The organism is Nocardia arizonensis, assembly GCF_001310275.1.
Lineage (GTDB): Bacteria > Actinomycetota > Actinomycetes > Mycobacteriales > Mycobacteriaceae > Nocardia > Nocardia arizonensis.
The window spans coordinates 47,102-64,966 of the sequence record NZ_LGYZ01000123.1 but is presented as its reverse complement, the minus strand read 5'-3'; the positions used below and the strand labels follow the sequence as shown (position 1 = coordinate 64,966).

Below are 17,865 nucleotides of genomic sequence, written 5' to 3'. Positions count from 1 at the left end.
CCGGGATCCGCCGCTACGGCTGCCCGGTGGCCGTGGGTTTCGGGCAGAAGGGTTCGCAGGGGCCCGGGGTCCGCGGGGTGGCGGGGCGGTCGCGGTCGCCGAAGTCGGCGGTGCTCACCAAGAGCATCACCGCGACGGCGGCGAGAACTATCACCACGAAGACGATGCCCGCCCCCGCCCATTCCTCCCGGTCTTGGTCCTTGTCGTTGCGGAACACCGCCGTCACCCTTCACCATCGCGACCGTCCCGGCAAGGCGGTCTCCGAACCTCGGACCGCGACGGCCGCGACTACGGCGCCGGAGCCGGAGCGGGCTGCGGTGGGACGGCGCCGCAGAAGGGTTCGCAGCTACCCGACGCGGGCGGCTGCTTGGGCGGGCCGGTGTCGAAATCGGCATTGCTGACCAGCAGCATGACGATCAGCGCCACCGCGACCACGGCGCCGAGCACACCCAGGATCAGCATCAGCCATCCCGTCGCCGAACGCTCGGTGACGATGTGGCCGATGTGGGCGGTCTCGGTGACTTCGGAACTACGTTGCCAAACCATTGTCGTACCTCTGACTCTCGGTTGGCTGTCGCATACCCGCGCGCGCGGACCTGACGCATATTCTCGCCCGCCGCACTCTCCCTGTCACGGCCGATTCGGTCGACGGCGTATCCGTTCAGCCGCGCGAGGCGCAGAGCAATCCGTCTCCGACGGGGATGAGCACGCAGGTCAGTTCGGGGTCCTCGGCGATGGCCCTGGTGGCCGCGCGCACAGCCTGGGTGGCCGGATCACGCTGCGACGGATCGGGCACGCGACCGCCGAGCAGGGCGTTGTGCAGCAGGATCGCCCCACCCGCGCGCAATAATCGCACCGCCTGTCCGACGTACTGTGGATGCTCGAGCGGGGCGGCATCGATGAACACGAGGTCGTAGGCGCCGTCGGCGAGGCGGGGCAGCACATCCAGCGCCCGGCCGTTGATCAGCCTGGTGCGGGCGGGCGGGATGTCGGCGGTGCGGAACGCCTCCTTGGCGGCGCGCTGGAGCTCGGGTTCGGAATCGATCGTGGTGAGCGTGCCGTCCTCGCGCATGCCGTCCAGCAACCACAGTCCGCTGATGCCCGCGCCGGTGCCGACCTCGACCACCGCCCGCGCGCCGAGCAGTTGGGCGTACATGCCGAGCAACGCACCGACCGACGGCGGCACGGGTGCCGCGCCCAGTTCGGTGGCCCGTTCGCGCGCGCTGACGAGGATCTCGTCCTCCACGACGGATTCTTCCACGTAGGAGAGATTTCGCTCCAGGTTCGATGCCACGGTATGAGGCTAGCTGTCTCCCCCGCCGTCGCACCCGCTACCGACCCGGACAGCGGGGGCGGTGTCGGGCGACCGCGACACGATCGTGACCGCGCCACCCGCACTTTCTCAGGTGTCCCTCAGGATCTCCACACCCGTGACATATCGGGGCAGGAAAGAGTATGAGCACGCAAGACCATACGACCGTGATACGCGGGACCCGGGAACAACGACATACACAGTGTCGGTTGTATCCCGTAGCGGAGGTCCGAGATACGGATATCCGCGACCGTGCCGAGCTGTTTACGGTCCCGAGTAGGAGGTAGCCCCATCCACATGGTCAAAGGTTCCTTTGCGGCACTACCGGGGCGCTCCGCGGACGAGGGAGCCCCGGCTGCGACGCCGCCATCACGTCCGGCGGAGTCGACCGAATACGCGACACTGTCCGAGCGCGTCCCGTCCTTCGACGAGGTCGCCTTCGACGAGGTCGATATCGCCGACAACGCCGAGACGGCCACGGAGACGCTGACGGGTACCGCCGCCTTCGACGCCACCGGCGACCGCGCCGCCATGCCCTCCTGGGACGAGTTGGTGCGCGAACACGCCGATCGGGTGTACCGACTGGCCTACCGTCTGTCCGGCGACGCGCAGGACGCCGAGGATCTCACCCAGGAGACCTTCATCCGCGTCTTCCGCTCGCTGTCGAACTACCAGCCCGGCACCTTCGAGGGCTGGCTGCACCGCATCACCACCAACCTGTTCCTCGACATGGTGCGCAGGCGCAACCGGATCAGGATGGAGGCGCTGCCGGAGGACTACGAGCGGGTGGCGGCCGAGGGGCCGACCCCCGAGGACGTCTACCACGACGCCCGACTCGATCCCGACCTGCAATCCGCGTTGGATTCGCTGGCTCCTGAATTCCGCGCCGCCGTCGTACTCTGTGACATCGAGGGTCTGTCCTACGAGGAGATCGGCGCCACACTCGGGGTCAAACTCGGCACGGTGCGCAGCCGCATACACCGTGGGCGTCAGGCACTGCGCGACTACCTTGCGCATAATGGATCTCAGCAGCGGTTCGCCGCTGACGCGAATTTCGGGTGACACCGCCGGTCCGATAGGAAATCGGCGGCACCCACACGGTGGATGTTGTCGGTCGTTGGAAGGGTGAGCACCGCATGAGTGGCGAGTCCAGCACGTCCGGTCGTTCGCCGCGGTTCCGTCCCACCGAACATCTGGCCAGTGAGGCCGTTGCGGCATATGTGGACGGCGAGCTGCGGATGAACGCCTACCTGCGTGCCGCTCAACATCTTTCCCTTTGTCCCGAATGTGCGGGCGAGGTCGAGGCCCAGCAGCAGGCCCGCATCGCGCTGCGGCAGTCCGGTCAGGTGTCGATTCCCACCGGCCTGCACGACAGTCTCACCCGTATCCCGCTGGCGGAGTTGCCCGGTACGGGCGCACCGAATCGCGCACGGCACGGGAACGCTCGTAACGAGGCGGTTTTCGGATTTCTGACCGATTCGTTCACCGCGACCCGGTGGACCACCTGGTGGCGCAAGTAGAGTTTGGCGAGTGACCACCGAATCACCGAACACCGGACCCGTGTCTGACGCGCCCGAGGTGGGCGACACCCCCGATTCGGCGGCCAACAGGGGGAACCTGAGGCCGTCGGACGCACCCGTGCTCGGTCCCCGGCCGGTCCATCGCCCCGAGGTCGATCCACACACCGCCGGCGCCTTCTCGCGTCCGGCCGGTCAGGTCGGCTCCTTCACCCCGCACGCCCCACTCGCTTCGGGCTCCGGCGGCCCACGGGCCGGTACGGAACTGGTGAACCGCCCCCCGGATGCCGTGCTGGCCGAGGCGTTCGGCCGCCCCGCGGGTTCGACCGAACTGCTCCAGCGCGATCCCGACGCGGGCGAGCCCGACACCGCGCCCGCGGGCCCGGGCGACCCGTGGCGCGATCCGCATTCGGCCGCGCGCCTCGGCGCGCCCGCCGTGGCGACCCCGGTCACGGACGAGCTGCCCCGCTCGCGCAAGCTGAGCGCCCGCGAGGTGCTCTTCGGTTCCCGGGTGGCCCCGAAGGCGCTGGCCGTGCTCGCGGCGCTCGCGCTCGCCATCGGACTCGTCGGCGGCCTGGTCGGCAGGCTCACCGCGGAGGCGACGACCACGCTCACCTCTCGCAAGGTGACCCTGCAACAGGCCGGGGAGACCGAGCGGCCGCACGGGCCGATCTCGCAGGTCGCCAATGCCGTACTGCCGTCGGTGGTTTCGATCCGGGTAACGGTCGGCGACAGCGGGGCGACCGGGTCCGGCGTGGTGATCGACGGCTCCGGCTACGTCGTCACCAACAATCACGTGGTCTCGATGGCCGCGCAGGACAAGAGCAATCGGGCCGCCATCCAGGTCACCTTCTCCGACGGTTCGCGGGTGCCCGCGAATATCGTCGGCCGCGACCCCAAGACCGACCTCGCGGTGCTCAAGGTCGATGTGAAGAACCTCACGGTCGCCCAACTCGGCAAGTCCGAGGACGTGCAGGTCGGTGACGACGTGCTCGCGATCGGCTCACCGCTCGGCCTGAGCAAGACCGTCACCTCCGGCATCGTGAGCGCGCTGCACCGCCCGGTGAAACTCCAGGGCGAGGGCAGCGACACCAACGCGGTGATCGACGCGGTGCAGACCGACGCATCGATCAACCCCGGTAATTCCGGTGGCGCGCTGGTCGATATGCGGGGCCGGGTGATCGGCATCAACAGCGCCATCCGCAGCGAGACCGGCGGATCGGTCGGCCTCGGTTTCGCCATTCCGGTGAACGTGATGACCCAGGTCGCCCAGACCCTCATCCGTTCCGGTGAGATGCACCACCCGACCATCGGTCTGAGCGTGCGCACCAAGACCGTCGCCAACGAGGTCATGAGCGGCGCGGTGGTGGCCGATGTGCGCGACGGCGGTCCGGCCGCGCGCGCGGGCATCGTGGAGGGCGATGTCATCGTCCAGATCGGTGACCGACCGGTGACCAGCTCCGAGGAGTTCACGGTCGCCGAGCAATTGCAGGAGATCGGCAAGACCGTGACGGTGCAGGTGATCCGCGACGGTCGCCGGGTGGATATCCCGGTGCAGTTCGAATCGGACTGACCCGCTCGGCAATCGGACAGCGAATAGTTGCCGGATGCCGTCGGCACCGGTTTCCCGGCGGTTGGGCCGCTGTTCACCAAGGTGCCGAACCGACCGGACGGCCGCGAAGTCCATGTCGGGCTGCGGTAGCCTGGGACGGTGTTCAGCAACATCGGGTGGGGCGAGATGATGATCTTGCTCGTGGCCGCCTTGGTCATCCTCGGACCGGAGCGATTGCCCGGCGCCGTGCGCTGGACCACGCGCAGCCTCCGCCAGGTTCGCGATTACGCCAGTGGCGCGACGGAGCAACTCAAGCAGGAACTCGGGCCCGAGTTCGAGGAGTTGCGCAAGCCGCTGGCGGATCTCAACGAGTTGCGCGGGATGACACCGCGCTCGATGGTCACCAAACATCTGCTCAACGGCGATGATTCGTTGTTCCGCGATCTCGACAAGGCGGTGCCGAGCAAGGACGAGTTGTTCGGCACGGCCAGCGGTATGCCGGACTATCCGATGCCGAAGCTCGAGAAACCGTTGGAGCGCAATGAACAACCGCCGATCGATACCGACGCGACATGAGCGCCGCCGCCGATCGCGCCCGCGGGCGCTCGATGGCCTCGACTAGCTCGGGAAACGCCGACGAAGCCCCCCTTGACAAGCGAAACAGACTGGGCCGTCGCGAAGTTCGCGATGTCAACTAGACTAGACACCTGAGGCTGTCCACCTGTCTAGACTTCGCACATGTCGGCCGATGACGTGGCGCGAGTCTTTGCGATCGAGGACAAAGTCGAAAGACTCAAAGCGGCCACCGACGGGGTGGCGGCGGCGCAACAGACGATCAACGAACTAACCAGGATCCGCAGGGCGGTCATCAGGGAACTACACGCCGAGGGCTGGACGTTCGCCAGAATCGGTGCCGCCGCGGGGCTTTCCCGCGCGCGCATCCATCAGGTGAGCACACAGGGGCCTGCGCCGGAGGGTCTGTTCTTCGGACACGGTTCACTCACGGTGCTCGTCCCCGAGATCCGCGCTGGACGCATCCTCGGGGCACCCGATCCGAGCGCGGGCACGCGACTGGTCGAACTGCTGCGCGAACTCGGCTTCAGCGCGTCGGTGGAGACCTTCCTGCCGGGGCGACCCATCGACCTGAACCGCGACGGCCTCGTCGTCATCGGCGGCCCCGAACTGTCACCAAGCCTGCGCCAGCTCATCGCCGCCGACCCGCGGCTGCGCCGCGCTGTGACCAGGGCGGGTGACGCGCGCCGCGGGATCGAGGACCGCGCCGCGCGGCGGGTCTACCGCCCCGGCGGTACGGAACCGCACGATATCGCCTATCTGGCCCGATTACCCCGCCCCGACGGGCGCGGTACCTGTCTGCTCATCGATGGCCTGCATCCGCCGGGATCGCTCGGCGCCATCCGGCTGCTCGCCACCCGGCTGGCCACCCTGCACGAGCGCGCGGCGAACCACTTGTTCTCGGTGCTCATCGCGGTGCGCTACGACCGGGCCACCGGCGAACCCGTCGACGCGGATCTGCTCACTCCCGTATACCGGCACGACGCGGGCGACCCGCGTCCGGCGCAGCGCACCCGACGTTGACCACGCCGCGCGGACCGCGAATCACCCCCTGCGACAAGGCGATACCCGCGCCGGCAACGGATGCGCGCCGATAGCGGGGACCGCGGGTAGAACCTCGATCCCACACCGGGACGGTCGGCGAACACGAATGTGTCGCAGCTCACGGCCTACCCCCGTGTTAGCGAACCGCCGTAGCTGTATAGATTGCTAGTCGATAACTATTGGCGTGTCAGGGGAGGCAGTGTGAACCTCATCGTCGTTATCGGTGCGGTCGTCTTCGTTTCGGTCTTCACGGGCGTACTCGTCGGCACGATGCGCAGGCCGGGTACGGGCAATAATTTGACCGTGGCCGATATCCAGGCCCGACTGGCCCGGGAGGAGGATATCGACGCGATCACCGATCGCGCGGCCGTCGCCATGCCGGTCTCGCTGCGTGCCGCCTCCGCGGCGGCGCGGGCCCGCAACGCCGCGGAGGCGGCACGAGCTCGCGGCATCGCCCGGCCCATCGGATACTGATCCGTACCGCGCCGATTCGCCCGGCGGTCACTACGCTCGAGGTGCGGCAGTGTCCGATTGCCGCTATCAGGTGCCGGGCGGGGTCGCGGGAAGGGCGGATGCGGTGCGCGCAATACTGGATCAGCTCATCGACCTGCTCGCGGACGGCCCGGTCGCCCTGGCCCGCGTCGTCGACGCCACCGGGGCGGGTCCGCGGGAGCCGGGCGCGGCCATGGTCGTCACCGGCGCGGACGCGGTGGCCGGTTCGATATCGGGCGGCTGCGTGGACTCGGCGGTGGTGGAGTCGGCTCGCGGTGTGCTCGCCACCGGGCGCACGAGCCTGGAGCGATTCGGCTACACCGCCGGCGCCGACTTCGACGACTTCGAGATCGGCCTGCCCTGCGGTGGCGAGTTGGAGATCTTCGTCGAACGAGTCGGCACGGCACGACTGCCCATCCTGCGAGCCCTGCGCCGGGCGATCGACGCGGGCGAACCGATCGCACTGGCCGCCACGCTGACCGACTACGGCGACTGGACCCTGCTGCGCCCCGACGCGCGCGAACCGTGGCACGGGGTGGACCGCGACGCCGCGGCCCGGTTGCGCACCGGCCGTTCCGGTCTCGTCGGCGGCCCGGATCGGGCCGCGCGGCCGCGGACCTTCGTGCATGTCTTCGCCGCGCCGCCGCGCATGATCCTGGCGGGCGCCGACGACTTCGTGCGCGCGCTGAGCCGCACCGGCCGCCAACTCGGCTACCGGGTCACCGTGGTCGACGCCCGCGAGACCTTCGCGACGGCCGCGCGGTTCCCCGCCGCGCACGAGGTGATCGTCGACTGGCCGCATCGCTACCTGACCTCGGAGATCGCCGCCCGCCGACTCGGTGCGGGCACGGTGGTGTGCGTCATGACCCACGACGCCAAATTCGACGTCCCCGCGTTGGCGGTGGCACTCGGCGCGGACCTGGCCTTCGTCGGCGCGCTCGGCTCGCGCCGCACACATGTCGAACGGCTCGGCAGACTGCGCGCGGCAGGCGTCGACGACGCGGCCCTGCGGCGGCTACGCAGTCCGCTCGGCCTCGACCTGAACGCCCGCACCCCCGAGGAGACCGCGATATCCATCGCCGCGCAGATCCTCGCCGTGCGCGACGGCGGTTCGGCGCGACCGCTGGACGGCCTCGACGGGCCCATTCATCGCTGAGTCGCGCGCGGTCGCCGACGACGTAGTTCGGCGCACCCGACTCGATCGGTACACGTGTCGGTACAGTCGGTGACATGTTCAGCTCCACCGCGGCGCCGTTACCCACCCTGTGCGGCAAACCGGTGGCGACGGACCGCGCACTGGTGATGGCGATCGTCAACCGCACCCCCGACTCCTTCTACGACCGCGGCGCGACCTTCGCCGACTCCGCCGCGATGGACGCGGTGGCCCGCGCGGTGGACGAGGGCGCGGATCTGGTCGATATCGGCGGAGTGAAGGCGGGGCCCGGCGATCACGTCGACGCGGCCGAGGAATCGCGGCGGGTGCTACCGTTCGTCGGCGCCATCCGGGACAAGTACCCGGACCTGCTGATCAGCATCGACACCTGGCGGTCGCGGGTGGCGCGGGCCGCGGTCGCGGTCGGCGCGGACCTGATCAACGACACCTGGGCGGGCGCGGATCCCGATCTCGTGCCGGTTGCCGCCGAACTCGGCGTCGGCATCGTGTGCAGTCACACCGGCGGCGCGGTTCCGCGGACCCGGCCGCATCGGGTCCGCTACACGGATGTGGTGACCGAGGTGACCGAGACCGTGGTAGAGGCGGCCGAGCGGGCGCGGGCGGCGGGGGTCCGCGCGGACTCGATCCTCATCGATCCGACGCACGACTTCGGCAAGAACACCTATCACGGACTCGCACTGTTGCGCGGAATCGACGTTCTTGTTAATACCGGATGGCCAGTCTTGATGGCATTGAGCAACAAGGATTTCATCGGGGAGACTTTAGGTGTCGATCTGTCCGAACGGTTGGAGGGCACATTGGCGGCGACAGCGTGGTCGGCCGCAGCCGGGGCCCGTGTCTTCCGAGTTCACGAAGTCGCCGCCGCGCGCCGGGTGGTGGACATGATCGCCGCGATCCAGGGCATCCGGCCCCCAGCACGAACTCTGCGAGGTCTGGTATGAACATCCAACACCGCGAGCCCGCGTGGGCGACCACGAACACCTTCGACAACCCCGACTGGTCGGTGGACGAACTCACCGCCGCCAAGAACGGCCGCACCGTCTCGGTGGTGCTGCCCGCACTCAACGAGGAACGCACCGTCGCTGACGTGGTGGCCAGCATCCGGCCGCTGCTCGGCGGCTTGGTCGACGAATTGGTCGTGCTGGACTCCGGCTCCACCGACGCGACCGCCGAACGCGCGGCGGCCGCGGGCGCGCAAGTGTATTCCCGGGAACAGGCCGTCCCCGAACTCGATCCGAGGCCGGGCAAGGGCGAGGTGCTGTGGCGGTCGCTCGCGGTCACCACGGGTGATCTGATCGCCTTCGTCGACTCCGACCTGATCGATCCCGATCCGGCCTTCGTGCCAAGACTTCTCGGCCCGCTGCTGACCGTGGACGACACGCAGCTGGTCAAGGCCTATTACCGACGTCCACTGCGGCAGGGCGATTCGGTCGACGCGCACGGCGGCGGCCGGGTCACCGAACTGGTCGCCCGGCCGCTGCTGGCGGCGCTGCGCCCGCAACTGTGCCAGGTGCTGCAACCGCTCGGCGGCGAGTACGCGGGCACCAGGGAGTTGCTGACCGCGGTGCCGTTCGCGCCCGGATACGGCGTGGAAATCGGTCTGCTGCTCGATACCTACGACCGGCTCGGCCTCGACGCCATCGCTCAGGTGAATCTCGGCGTCCGCACCCACCGCAACCGGCCACTGGCCGATCTCGGCGTCATGAGCCGCCAGATCCTCGGCACCGTGCTCGGGCGCAGCGGGGTGCAGGACTCGGGTGCGGCGCTGACCCAGTTCCCGCTGGTCGGGGCCGAGTTCACCGCGCACCACACCGAGGTGTCGCTGGCCGATCGTCCGCCCATGAACACCCTGCGCCCAACTCGCGTGGCCGCCTGAGCCCGCGGATCAGCCCTTCGGCACGCGGGCGGCGGCCACATCCGCCGGGTAGTCGTCGTAGGCCGGGACGTAGCCGTCGCCGCGCCCGGCCAGGACGTAGAGCGTGCCGTCACCGTCGCGGGCGTAGCCTTGCTTGCGCAGTCCGACCTTGCGGCTCTTGAAGGTCGAGGTCTGCTCGAGTTCGTCCACGACCCGCACGAACAGCGGTACCGCGTAGCCGGGCAGCCGGTCGTAGGCCGTCTTCGCCAGCGCCATGCCGTCGAACTCGACGCCCGCGCGCAGGGTGACCGCGGCCATACCGGCCTTGCCGTCCGCGCCGGGGACCTCGACGCCGTACACCACGGCCTGCGCGATATTCGGGTCGTCGGTGAGCGCGGCCTCGACCTCGGTGGTGGCGACGTTCTCGCCCTTCCACCGGAAGGTGTCGCCGAGGCGGTCCACGAAGGCGATATGCCACCAGCCCTGATCGCGCACCAGGTCACCGGTGTCGAACCAGATGTCGCCGGGGCGGAAGGCGTCGCGCACCAGTTTGGCCTCGGTGGCCTCGGCGTCGGTGTATCCGTCGAAGGGTTGGCGGTCGGTGACCTTGGCCAGCAGCAGTCCGACCCCGCCCGTCCCGACACGGCGCAGTCGGCCGTCCGCGCCGCGCTTCGGCGTCCCGGTGTCGTCGTCGTATTCCACGATGGCGTACGGCAGCGGCCCGAATCCGGCGGTGCGGTGCACGCCGAAGGCATTGACGAAGGCGATCGGCGCCTCGCTCGACCCGTAGAACTCGACCACCCGGCCGATGCCGAATCGGGTGGAGAACTCGTCCCACAGTTCCGGGCGCAGGCCATTGCCGACGGCCATGCGGACGCGGTGGGCGCGATCGGTGGACGACGGCGGCCGGTTGAGCAGATAACGGCACAGTTCGCCGATGTAGACGAAGGCGGTGGCCTGTTCCCGGATGACCTCGTCCCAGAATACGGAGGCGGAGAACTTGCGGCCGAGTGCGTAGGTGGCGCCGCTCGCCAGCACCGCCGACAGCGCGACCGTGAGCGCGTTGTTGTGGTACAGGGGCAGACAGCAGTACATGGTGTCGTCGCCGCGCAGGCGGATGCCGAGTCCGCCCAGGCCCGCCATGCTCTTGGTCCAGCGCTGATGGGTCATGACGCTGGCCTTGGGCATTCCGGTGGTGCCGGAGGTGAAGATCAGGAACGCGCGTTCGCGGGCGGTGATCTCGGCGCAGACCGGCGGGTCCGAGGGGTCGGCGTGTTCGGCGGCCGCCAGCAGATCCGCGGTGAACACGACATCGCGCAGCGGCTCCGGCAGCGAGTCCAGCGCATCGGCGCATTCCTCGCCGACCACGTTCAGCACACTGTTCAGCAGCCCGAAACTATGCGCCAGCACGCGGTCTCGCTGATTGTGGTTGATCAGACCAACCGTCGCACCGAGTTTGACGACGGCCAGTGCCACCAACAGGGTTTCGGGCCGGTTGGTGCACAGCACGCCGACCACGTCACCGCGGGTGACACCGCGCTCGGCCAGTACGTGCGCGAACCGGTTCACCTCGGCATTGGCCCGCTCGTAGGTGTACGTGCGGCCCTCGAACCTCAGGAACAGCCGCCGCGGATGCCGGTGCGCGGCGCGTTGGAAGTAGAGCCCGACGGACGCGCGGTCGCCGGAACCGACCAACATGCCGGTGACATTGCGCAGCATCACCGGCACATCGAGCGCCATACCGGGCAGCGCCTTGACGATGTCGAATATGCCTACGGTGTCACGGTTTCCTTCGCTCACCGCGGCCTCGCAGCGGTGCCGAGCGCGGCCGCGACGGTATCGAAGGCGGCGGCGAGATCGGTGACCACGGTGATGCGGTCCAGCGCGAGCCTCGACACGAATCCGCGCGTGCGCAATCCATCGATCCAGCTCAGCAGACCGGTGTAGAAACCGTCGTGATCCAGCAGCACCACCGGCTTGCCGTGTTGGCCGAGGTAGCCGCCGGTCCAGGTCTCGAAGAACTCCTCCAGCGTGCCGATGCCGCCGGGCAGGGTCAGGAATGCGTCGGCGCGATCCTCCATGACCTGTTTGCGCTGGCGCATGGTGTCGGTGACGATCAACTCCTCGGCGTGCACATCGGCTTCTTCCTTGTGCACCAGATGCTTCGGTATCACGCCGACGGTGTGCGCACCGCCCGCGCGCGCCGCCGTCGCCACCGCGCCCATCATCGAGACGTGACCGCCGCCGGAAACCAGATGCCAACCGCGCCGGGCGATTTCGGTGCCGACCCGGGCCGCGAGCGCCAGGTGCGCCGGGTCCGCGGTGGCGGCCGAACAGTAGACGCACAGACCGAAGCCCGCGGGCCGGTACCCCGTATCGCTCACCACTGGTCCTCCGTGCCGAGCGCATCGACCGCACCGCCCGATCGGCCCGCCGCGGCGATCACCGCGACCAAGTCCTCGACACTGTCGGTGACGTGCAGCAGATCCGTATCGCCCTGGTCGATCTTGCCCGACCCGCCCAGCGAGTCGCGCAGCCAATCCACCAGTCCCGCCCAATATCTCGTGCCGAACAGGATGATCGGGAAACGAGTGATCTTGCGGGTCTGCACCAGCGTCAGCGCCTCGAACAGTTCGTCGAGCGTGCCGAAACCGCCGGGGAGACATACGAACGCCTGCGAGTACTTCACGAACATGGTCTTGCGCGCGAAAAAGTACCGGAAGTTGATGCCGAGGTCGACCCATTCGTTGAGGCTCTGTTCGAAGGGCAACTCGATACCGAGTCCGATGGAGTAGCCGCCGACCTCGGACGCGCCACGGTTGGCCGCCTCCATCACACCCGGACCGCCGCCGGTGATCACCGCGAATCCGGCACGGGCCAGCGCCGCGCCGATGGCGCGGGCGGCATCGTATTCGGGGTGGTCGACCGGGGTGCGCGCGGAACCGAAGACGGCCACCGCGCGCGGGACCTCGGCCAGCGCGCCGAAACCTTCCACGAACTCGGCCTGGATGCGAAGCACCCGCCACGGGTCGGTGTGCACCCAGTCACCGGGTTCGTGCCGGTCGAGGAGATTCTGGTCGGCGGTGACCAATCCGTCCTTCCGGTCACGGCGGAACATGATCGGTCCGCGATATTTGGGAGTCGACTTCCGCGAGCTGGCAACCTCGGGGTCGGCGGCGTCGGTAGACATGATGTCCACGCTACCGGGATACCGATGACCCGCACCGAACCATCGCGACAACGTCAGGCGTATTCGGGGCAACACGCCGTGCCGGATCGAGCGGCACGTCGGGTCAGCCGCCGCCGGTCAGATAGGACCGCAACACGGCGGCGACCGCGGTGATCTGCGCGGTCGGCACGTGTTCGTCGCGCTTGTGCGCGAGATTCGGGTCACCCGGTCCGAAGTTCACCGCGGGCATGCCGCGCGCGGCGAATCGGGAGACATCGGTCCAGCCGTATTTGGCCCGCACCCCGCCGCCGCCGTGCGCGCGGACCGAGGCGATGAGATCGGCCGCGGCGGGCGCGCCGAGACCGGGCAGCGCGCCCGCCGCGGCGTCGGTGACCTCGAAATCCACCTCGAGTCCGGCGAACACCTCGCGAACGTGGTCGACCGCCTCGTCCACCGTGCGGTCGGGCGCGAAACGGAAATTCACGTCGACCTCGGCCGCGTCCGGCACCACATTGCCCGCGACACCGCCGCTGACCCGCACCGCAGAAAGCCCCTCCCGGTAGCCGCAGCCGTCGATGTCGACCTGCCGCGCCCGGTATTCGCCGAGCCGGGCCAGCGCGGGCGCGAGACGGTGAACGGCGTTGTCGCCCAGCCAGGATCGCGCCGAATGCGCCCGCACGCCCTTGGTGGTCAGCCGTACCCGCAGCGTGCCCTGACAACCCGCTTCGATCCATCCCCCCGATGGCTCGCCGAGGATCGCCAGATCCCCGCTCAGCCATTCGGGCAGTTCGCGTTCGACCCGGCCGAGTCCGTTGTACCGCGCCGCGATCTCCTCGCAGTCGTAGAAGATCAGCGTGAGATCGCAGACCGGATCGGCGACCGTGGCGGCCAGGTGCAGGAAGACGGCGTCACCGGATTTCATGTCGACGGTGCCGCAGCCGTACATCGACTCCGCGCCGTCGGCGTCGACGACCGTGCGGCTCGGCACATTGTCGGCGATCGGCACCGTATCCAGATGGCCGGCCAGGATCACCCGCGTCGGCAGGCCGCGATCGGTGCGCGCCAGCACCACATTGCCGTGCCGCAGCACCTCGAATCCGGTGGTCTGCTCGCGCAGCGCCGCCTCGACGGCGTCGGTGATCGCGGTCTCGTCGCGGGAGACGCTCGGAATGTCCACCAGGGCGGCGGTCAGTGCGATGGGGTCCTCGCGCAGGTCGATGCTCACGTGCCCACCCTACGGAGCGCACGCGGTCACCTGGGCCGTCGGGACGGCGATAGCCCGGAGGTGGCCGACCGCGGCGACCCGCGGACCGGTAACCTCTGACGACGTGAGTATCAAGGGAGCAGCAGCAGTCGGCATCGCCAATGTGACCGTGGACGGCACCGTCCTCGACACCTGGTACCCCGGTCCCGAGCTGGGCGAATTCGACGCGACCGGCACCAAACGGCTGGACGAGGCTCCCGAGGAGTACGCGGCGCTGCTCGGCCGCGACGACGCGCGCGGGGTCGACGTGATCGCGGTGCGCACCGAGATTGCCGACCTGTCGGCCGCCCCGGTCGACGCCCACGACGTCTATCTGCGTCTGCACCTGCTCTCACACCGCCTGGTGAAACCGCACGAGGTCAATCTGGACGGGCAGTTCGGCCTGCTCAGCAATGTGGTGTGGACCAATTACGGTCCGGCGGCGGTGGAGGGCTTCGAACTCACCCGCGCCAAATTGCGCGCCCGCGGACCGGTGACGGTCTACAGCGTCGACAAGTTCCCCCGCATGGTCGACTACGTCATCCCGACCGGTGTGCGCATCGGCGACGCCGACCGGGTCCGCCTCGGCGCGCATCTGGCCGCGGGCACCACGGTCATGCACGAGGGCTTCGTGAACTTCAATGCGGGCACCCTCGGCAACTCCATGGTCGAGGGCCGCATCTCCGCCGGTGTCGTGGTCGGCGACGGTTCCGATATCGGCGGCGGCGCTTCGATCATGGGCACGCTGTCCGGCGGCGGCACCACCGTCATCTCCATCGGCGAGCGATCGCTGCTCGGCGCGAATTCCGGTATCGGCATTCCGCTGGGCGACGACTGTGTGGTCGAGGCCGGCCTCTACGTCACGGCGGGCACCAAGGTGCTCACCCCGGACGGCACGGTGGTCAAGGCCGGCGACCTGGCCGGGCGCGACAATCTGCTGTTCCGACGCAACTCCCGCACGGGTGCGGTCGAGGTCGTCGCGCGCGCGGGCACCGGTATCGAACTCAATGCGGAACTGCACGCCAACGACTGATCAGCGCCGCACGCTCGCCGCGTCGAGTCCGAAGGAGATGATCCGCCGCGGATGGATGCGGATCATCTCCCGTGCGAGGCCGCTGACATAGGGTTCCACATCCGTCAAAGCCTCGGCGGTGCCACGTATTTCGAGGCAGCGCACCCGCCACGGCTGCACGGAGGCGACATCGTCGACGACGAACGCGACGCGGGCGTTGCCGGACAGATTGCGGAACTTGTACGAATCGCCCATGTTCCAGCCTGCGATATCGATCGTGCCGAGTTCGGCGTTGTAGCGGAATCCGACCGGATTGTTCTGTGGCGTACCGTCGGGGCGCACGGTGGCGAGGCGCCCGAGTCGCTGGGTGCTCAGGTAGTCGATCTGTTCGACGGTCAGCTGTGCGTTCATGTCAGCGACGGTAGAACCTCTACCGCACTCGAGGTCAAGCGCGGATCAGTTCAGCAGTTTCTTCTGCACCTTGCCCATCGCATTGCGCGGGAGCCGGTCGAGCACGCGGATCTCCCGCGGGCGCTTGTGCACCGAGAGTCGCTGTGCCACATGATCGATGAGTTCGGATTCCGGGGTCGCGGACGCGCCGTCGCGCAGTACGACGAAGGCGACGACCCGCTGGCCGAGATCGTCGTCGGGCAGTCCGACCACCGCGGCCTCCGCGACCGCGGGGTGGCCGAGCAGTACGGTTTCGACCTCCCCCGCGCCGATGCGGTAGCCGCCGGATTTGACGAGGTCCACCGATTCCCGGCCCACGATTCGGTGGAAACCCTCGGGGTCGATGGCGGCCACGTCGCCGGTGCGGAACCAGCCGTCCTCGGTCCAGCTCTCGGCGGTGACCTCCGGGCGATTCAGATAGCCGTCGAACAGCATGGGCCCGGTGACCTGGAGCGCGCCGACGCTCTCACCATCGTGCGGCACCGGCGCGCCCGATTCGTCGCGCAGGCGCGTGCGCACCCCGAGCACCGGCGTGCCGACCCAGCCCGGCCTGCGTTCGCCGTCGGCGCGGGTGGACAGCGTGATCATCGTCTCGCTCATGCCGTAGCGCTCGACCGGCGCCTGTCCGGTGAGTTCGCGCAACTTCTCGAACACCGGCACCGGCAGGGGTGCGCTCCCCGAGACCAGTAGCCGGGCGCCCGCGAGTCGCCGTGCCGATTCCGCGTCGTCCACGATGCGCGACCACACCGTCGGCACGCCGAAGTACAGGGTGCCGTCCGCCTCCGCGTACGCCTTCGGCGTGGGTTTCCCGGTGTGGATCAGCGGGCTACCGACCCGCAGCGGGCCGAGCAGGCCGAGTATGAGACCGTGCACGTGGAACAGCGGAAGTCCGTGCACCAGAGTATCTTTCGCCGTCCACGACCAGGCGTCGGCGAGCGCGTCGAGTCCGGCGGCGATGGCCGCCCGGCTCAGCACCACTCCCTTGGGCAATCCGGTGGTGCCGGAGGTGTACAGCACGAATGCCGCGCCCGCCGGGTCCGGCTCCGGGTAGGTGTGCCACGACCGCGCGTGCGTCCGAACCGGCACCACCGGCAGATCCGTGCCTTCCGGCGCCGCGCCGAGCCACGCCTGCGCCCCCGAATCGGTGAGTATGTGCGCGAGTTCGGCGGCCCCGGAATCCGGCGGCACCGGTACCACCGTCACCCCCGCGATCAGACACCCGACCACCGCCAGCACCGTTGTGACGGTAGGCGCCGCCAGCACCGCCACCCGATCCGCGCGAGCGATTCGCTCCGCGACCGAGGTCGCCGCGCCGAGCAGGTCGCCGCGCGACAGCCGCACGCCGTCGATGGTGACGGCATCGGGGATATCGTCCCCCGCCGCCACGGTGTGCGGATTCAGTGATCGAAGCAGCGGCGACGGCGGTCCGAACGGCATTCGCCCACGTTACTTGCCGCCCGACGCCCGCCCTCCGTCCGGGGTCGGGCCGTATGCCGTCGACCGAGCCGGTGGATCGAGAGGCGCGGGGATCGTTATCGAAATGCCGGTTGACAGGCTTTCGAGATGATGAGACGGTTTGTGCATATCGTTCTCAACGACGAGAATTCGGGGGTCGACGATGACCAGCCCATCGCGCGCCACAACCACCGCCGCCGCCGAGCGCGGATTCGACATCGGGGCCCATCTGGACGGATCTGCCGTCTTCTTCGGGGCGGCCGCGAATGTCATCATGCAGCTCAGCGCGCCGCAGGTCGGGTACGGGGTGTTGGAGAGTCCGGTGGACAGCGGCAACCTCATGCGGCATCCGATCAAGCGGACGCGGACCACGCTGACCTATCTCGCCGTCGCCATGCTCGGCACCGATGACGAGCGGGCCGCGTATCGGGAGGCGGTCAACGCCTCCCATCGCGCGGTGCGGTCGGGCCCGTCGAGTCCGGTGCGCTACAACGCATTCGACCCGACACTGCAACTGTGGGTGGCGGCCTGCCTCTACTGGGGCGCGCGCGATCTGTACGAGCGCATGCACGGCCTCATGGACGACGCCGCGGCCGACGGGTTCTACCGGCACGCCGAACGCCTCGGCAGCACCCTTCAGATGCCCGCGGCACTATGGCCCGCCGACCGCGCCGCCTTCGAGCGCTACTGGAACGAACATCTCGCCGAGACCCGCATCGATCCCCCGGTGCGCGCCATGCTCGACGACATCGTCGACCTGAAGATGTTCCCGTGGCCGGTCCGGGTGAGCCTCGGCCCGTTCCACCGCTGGGTCACCGCGGGCATGCTGCCCGCGCGCCTGCGCGAACAGATGGGCATGAGCTGGAGCGAGGACGACGACCGCAGACTCGCGCGCCTGCTCACCGCGGTCGGCGCGGTCGAGGAACGGATGCCGCGGCAACTCGCGACGCTGCCCGTGTACGCCTTCCTGTGGGATATGCGTCTGCGCCGCCGCCTCGGCTTGCGCCTGGTCTGACG

At 69.1% G+C, this 17,865-nt stretch carries 20 protein-coding genes; 11 read left to right on the top strand and 9 right to left on the bottom strand.

Annotated features, from left to right (window positions below; genetic code table 11):
• Positions 1-13: 13 nt before the first annotated feature.
• The 3 genes from APZ21_RS28455 to APZ21_RS28445 all read right to left on the bottom strand — a co-directional run bounded on the left by APZ21_RS28455 (position 14) and on the right by APZ21_RS28445 (position 1,294).
• Positions 14-226, bottom strand: coding sequence for a hypothetical protein (locus APZ21_RS28455; RefSeq protein ID WP_054816355.1), 213 nt, complete (start codon positions 224-226; stop codon positions 14-16).
• Positions 227-288: 62 nt separating this feature from the next.
• Positions 289-546, bottom strand: coding sequence for a hypothetical protein (locus APZ21_RS28450; protein WP_054816354.1), 258 nt, complete (start codon positions 544-546; stop codon positions 289-291).
• 115 nt (positions 547-661) lie between these two features.
• The gene (locus APZ21_RS28445; RefSeq protein WP_054816353.1) at positions 662-1,294 is read right to left on the bottom strand and encodes an O-methyltransferase; all 633 of its coding nucleotides are present in this window, start codon (positions 1,292-1,294) and stop codon (positions 662-664) included.
• 315 nt (positions 1,295-1,609) lie between these two features.
• Here APZ21_RS28445 and sigE point away from each other — a divergent pair, with 315 nt between their 5' ends.
• The 9 genes from sigE (at position 1,610) to APZ21_RS28400 (ending at position 9,540) form a co-directional block, all read left to right on the top strand.
• Complete coding sequence (gene sigE / locus APZ21_RS28440) at positions 1,610-2,374, top strand: RNA polymerase sigma factor SigE (RefSeq protein WP_239476864.1); 765 nt, start codon at positions 1,610-1,612, stop codon at positions 2,372-2,374.
• Between the two features lie 74 nt (positions 2,375-2,448).
• The gene (locus tag APZ21_RS28435) at positions 2,449-2,832 is read left to right on the top strand and encodes a hypothetical protein (protein WP_054816352.1); all 384 of its coding nucleotides are present in this window, start codon (positions 2,449-2,451) and stop codon (positions 2,830-2,832) included.
• A gap of 10 nt (positions 2,833-2,842) precedes the next feature.
• On the top strand, positions 2,843-4,402 hold the full coding sequence (locus APZ21_RS28430) for a S1C family serine protease (RefSeq protein WP_082393525.1): 1,560 nt from the start codon (positions 2,843-2,845) through the stop codon (positions 4,400-4,402).
• A 138-nt stretch (positions 4,403-4,540) separates the two neighbouring features.
• On the top strand, positions 4,541-4,957 hold the full coding sequence (tatB, locus tag APZ21_RS28425) for a Sec-independent protein translocase protein TatB (protein WP_054816351.1): 417 nt from the start codon (positions 4,541-4,543) through the stop codon (positions 4,955-4,957).
• 162 nt (positions 4,958-5,119) lie between these two features.
• Entirely contained in the window at positions 5,120-5,977 is an 858-nt protein-coding gene (locus tag APZ21_RS28420; RefSeq protein WP_054816350.1) for a hypothetical protein, read from the top strand.
• Positions 5,978-6,199: 222 nt separating this feature from the next.
• Complete coding sequence (locus APZ21_RS28415) at positions 6,200-6,472, top strand: hypothetical protein (protein WP_054816349.1); 273 nt, start codon at positions 6,200-6,202, stop codon at positions 6,470-6,472.
• 103 nt (positions 6,473-6,575) lie between these two features.
• Entirely contained in the window at positions 6,576-7,646 is a 1,071-nt protein-coding gene (locus APZ21_RS28410; protein ID WP_054816395.1) for an XdhC family protein, read from the top strand.
• Between the two features lie 74 nt (positions 7,647-7,720).
• A complete protein-coding gene (gene folP, locus APZ21_RS28405) occupies positions 7,721-8,605 on the top strand; it encodes a dihydropteroate synthase (RefSeq protein WP_054816348.1) in 885 nt (294 codons plus the stop codon).
• Entirely contained in the window at positions 8,602-9,540 is a 939-nt protein-coding gene (locus tag APZ21_RS28400; protein ID WP_054816347.1) for a glucosyl-3-phosphoglycerate synthase, read from the top strand. Before folP ends, APZ21_RS28400 begins: the two co-directional genes overlap by 4 nt.
• A gap of 9 nt (positions 9,541-9,549) precedes the next feature.
• On the opposite strand, the gene APZ21_RS28395 is transcribed toward APZ21_RS28400, so the two are convergent.
• The 4 genes from APZ21_RS28395 to dapE form a co-directional block, all read right to left on the bottom strand.
• The gene (locus APZ21_RS28395) at positions 9,550-11,319 is read right to left on the bottom strand and encodes a long-chain-acyl-CoA synthetase (RefSeq protein ID WP_156371379.1); all 1,770 of its coding nucleotides are present in this window, start codon (positions 11,317-11,319) and stop codon (positions 9,550-9,552) included.
• Positions 11,316-11,906 carry an LOG family protein gene (locus APZ21_RS34465; RefSeq protein ID WP_054816346.1) on the bottom strand — a complete coding sequence of 197 codons (591 nt, stop codon included), beginning with the start codon at positions 11,904-11,906 and terminating at the stop codon, positions 11,316-11,318. Before APZ21_RS34465 ends, APZ21_RS28395 begins: the two co-directional genes overlap by 4 nt.
• On the bottom strand, positions 11,900-12,709 hold the full coding sequence (locus APZ21_RS28385) for an LOG family protein (RefSeq protein WP_054816393.1): 810 nt from the start codon (positions 12,707-12,709) through the stop codon (positions 11,900-11,902). Before APZ21_RS28385 ends, APZ21_RS34465 begins: the two co-directional genes overlap by 7 nt.
• Before the next feature lie 103 nt (positions 12,710-12,812).
• The gene (dapE, locus tag APZ21_RS28380; protein ID WP_054816345.1) at positions 12,813-13,913 is read right to left on the bottom strand and encodes a succinyl-diaminopimelate desuccinylase; all 1,101 of its coding nucleotides are present in this window, start codon (positions 13,911-13,913) and stop codon (positions 12,813-12,815) included.
• 103 nt (positions 13,914-14,016) lie between these two features.
• Between dapE and dapD the strand changes: the two genes are divergently transcribed.
• Entirely contained in the window at positions 14,017-14,964 is a 948-nt protein-coding gene (dapD, locus tag APZ21_RS28375) for a 2,3,4,5-tetrahydropyridine-2,6-dicarboxylate N-succinyltransferase (protein WP_054816344.1), read from the top strand.
• Here the strand turns inward: dapD and APZ21_RS28370 are convergent, their stop codons facing one another.
• Together APZ21_RS28370 and APZ21_RS28365 are read right to left on the bottom strand one after the other, a co-directional pair.
• Positions 14,965-15,354, bottom strand: coding sequence for a PPOX class F420-dependent oxidoreductase (locus APZ21_RS28370; protein WP_054816343.1), 390 nt, complete (start codon positions 15,352-15,354; stop codon positions 14,965-14,967).
• Positions 15,355-15,399: 45 nt separating this feature from the next.
• The gene (locus APZ21_RS28365; RefSeq protein WP_054816342.1) at positions 15,400-16,830 is read right to left on the bottom strand and encodes an acyl-CoA synthetase; all 1,431 of its coding nucleotides are present in this window, start codon (positions 16,828-16,830) and stop codon (positions 15,400-15,402) included.
• Between the two features lie 181 nt (positions 16,831-17,011).
• Here APZ21_RS28365 and APZ21_RS28360 point away from each other — a divergent pair, with 181 nt between their 5' ends.
• On the top strand, positions 17,012-17,863 hold the full coding sequence (locus tag APZ21_RS28360) for an oxygenase MpaB family protein (protein ID WP_054816341.1): 852 nt from the start codon (positions 17,012-17,014) through the stop codon (positions 17,861-17,863).
• Positions 17,864-17,865 lie beyond the last annotated feature (2 nt).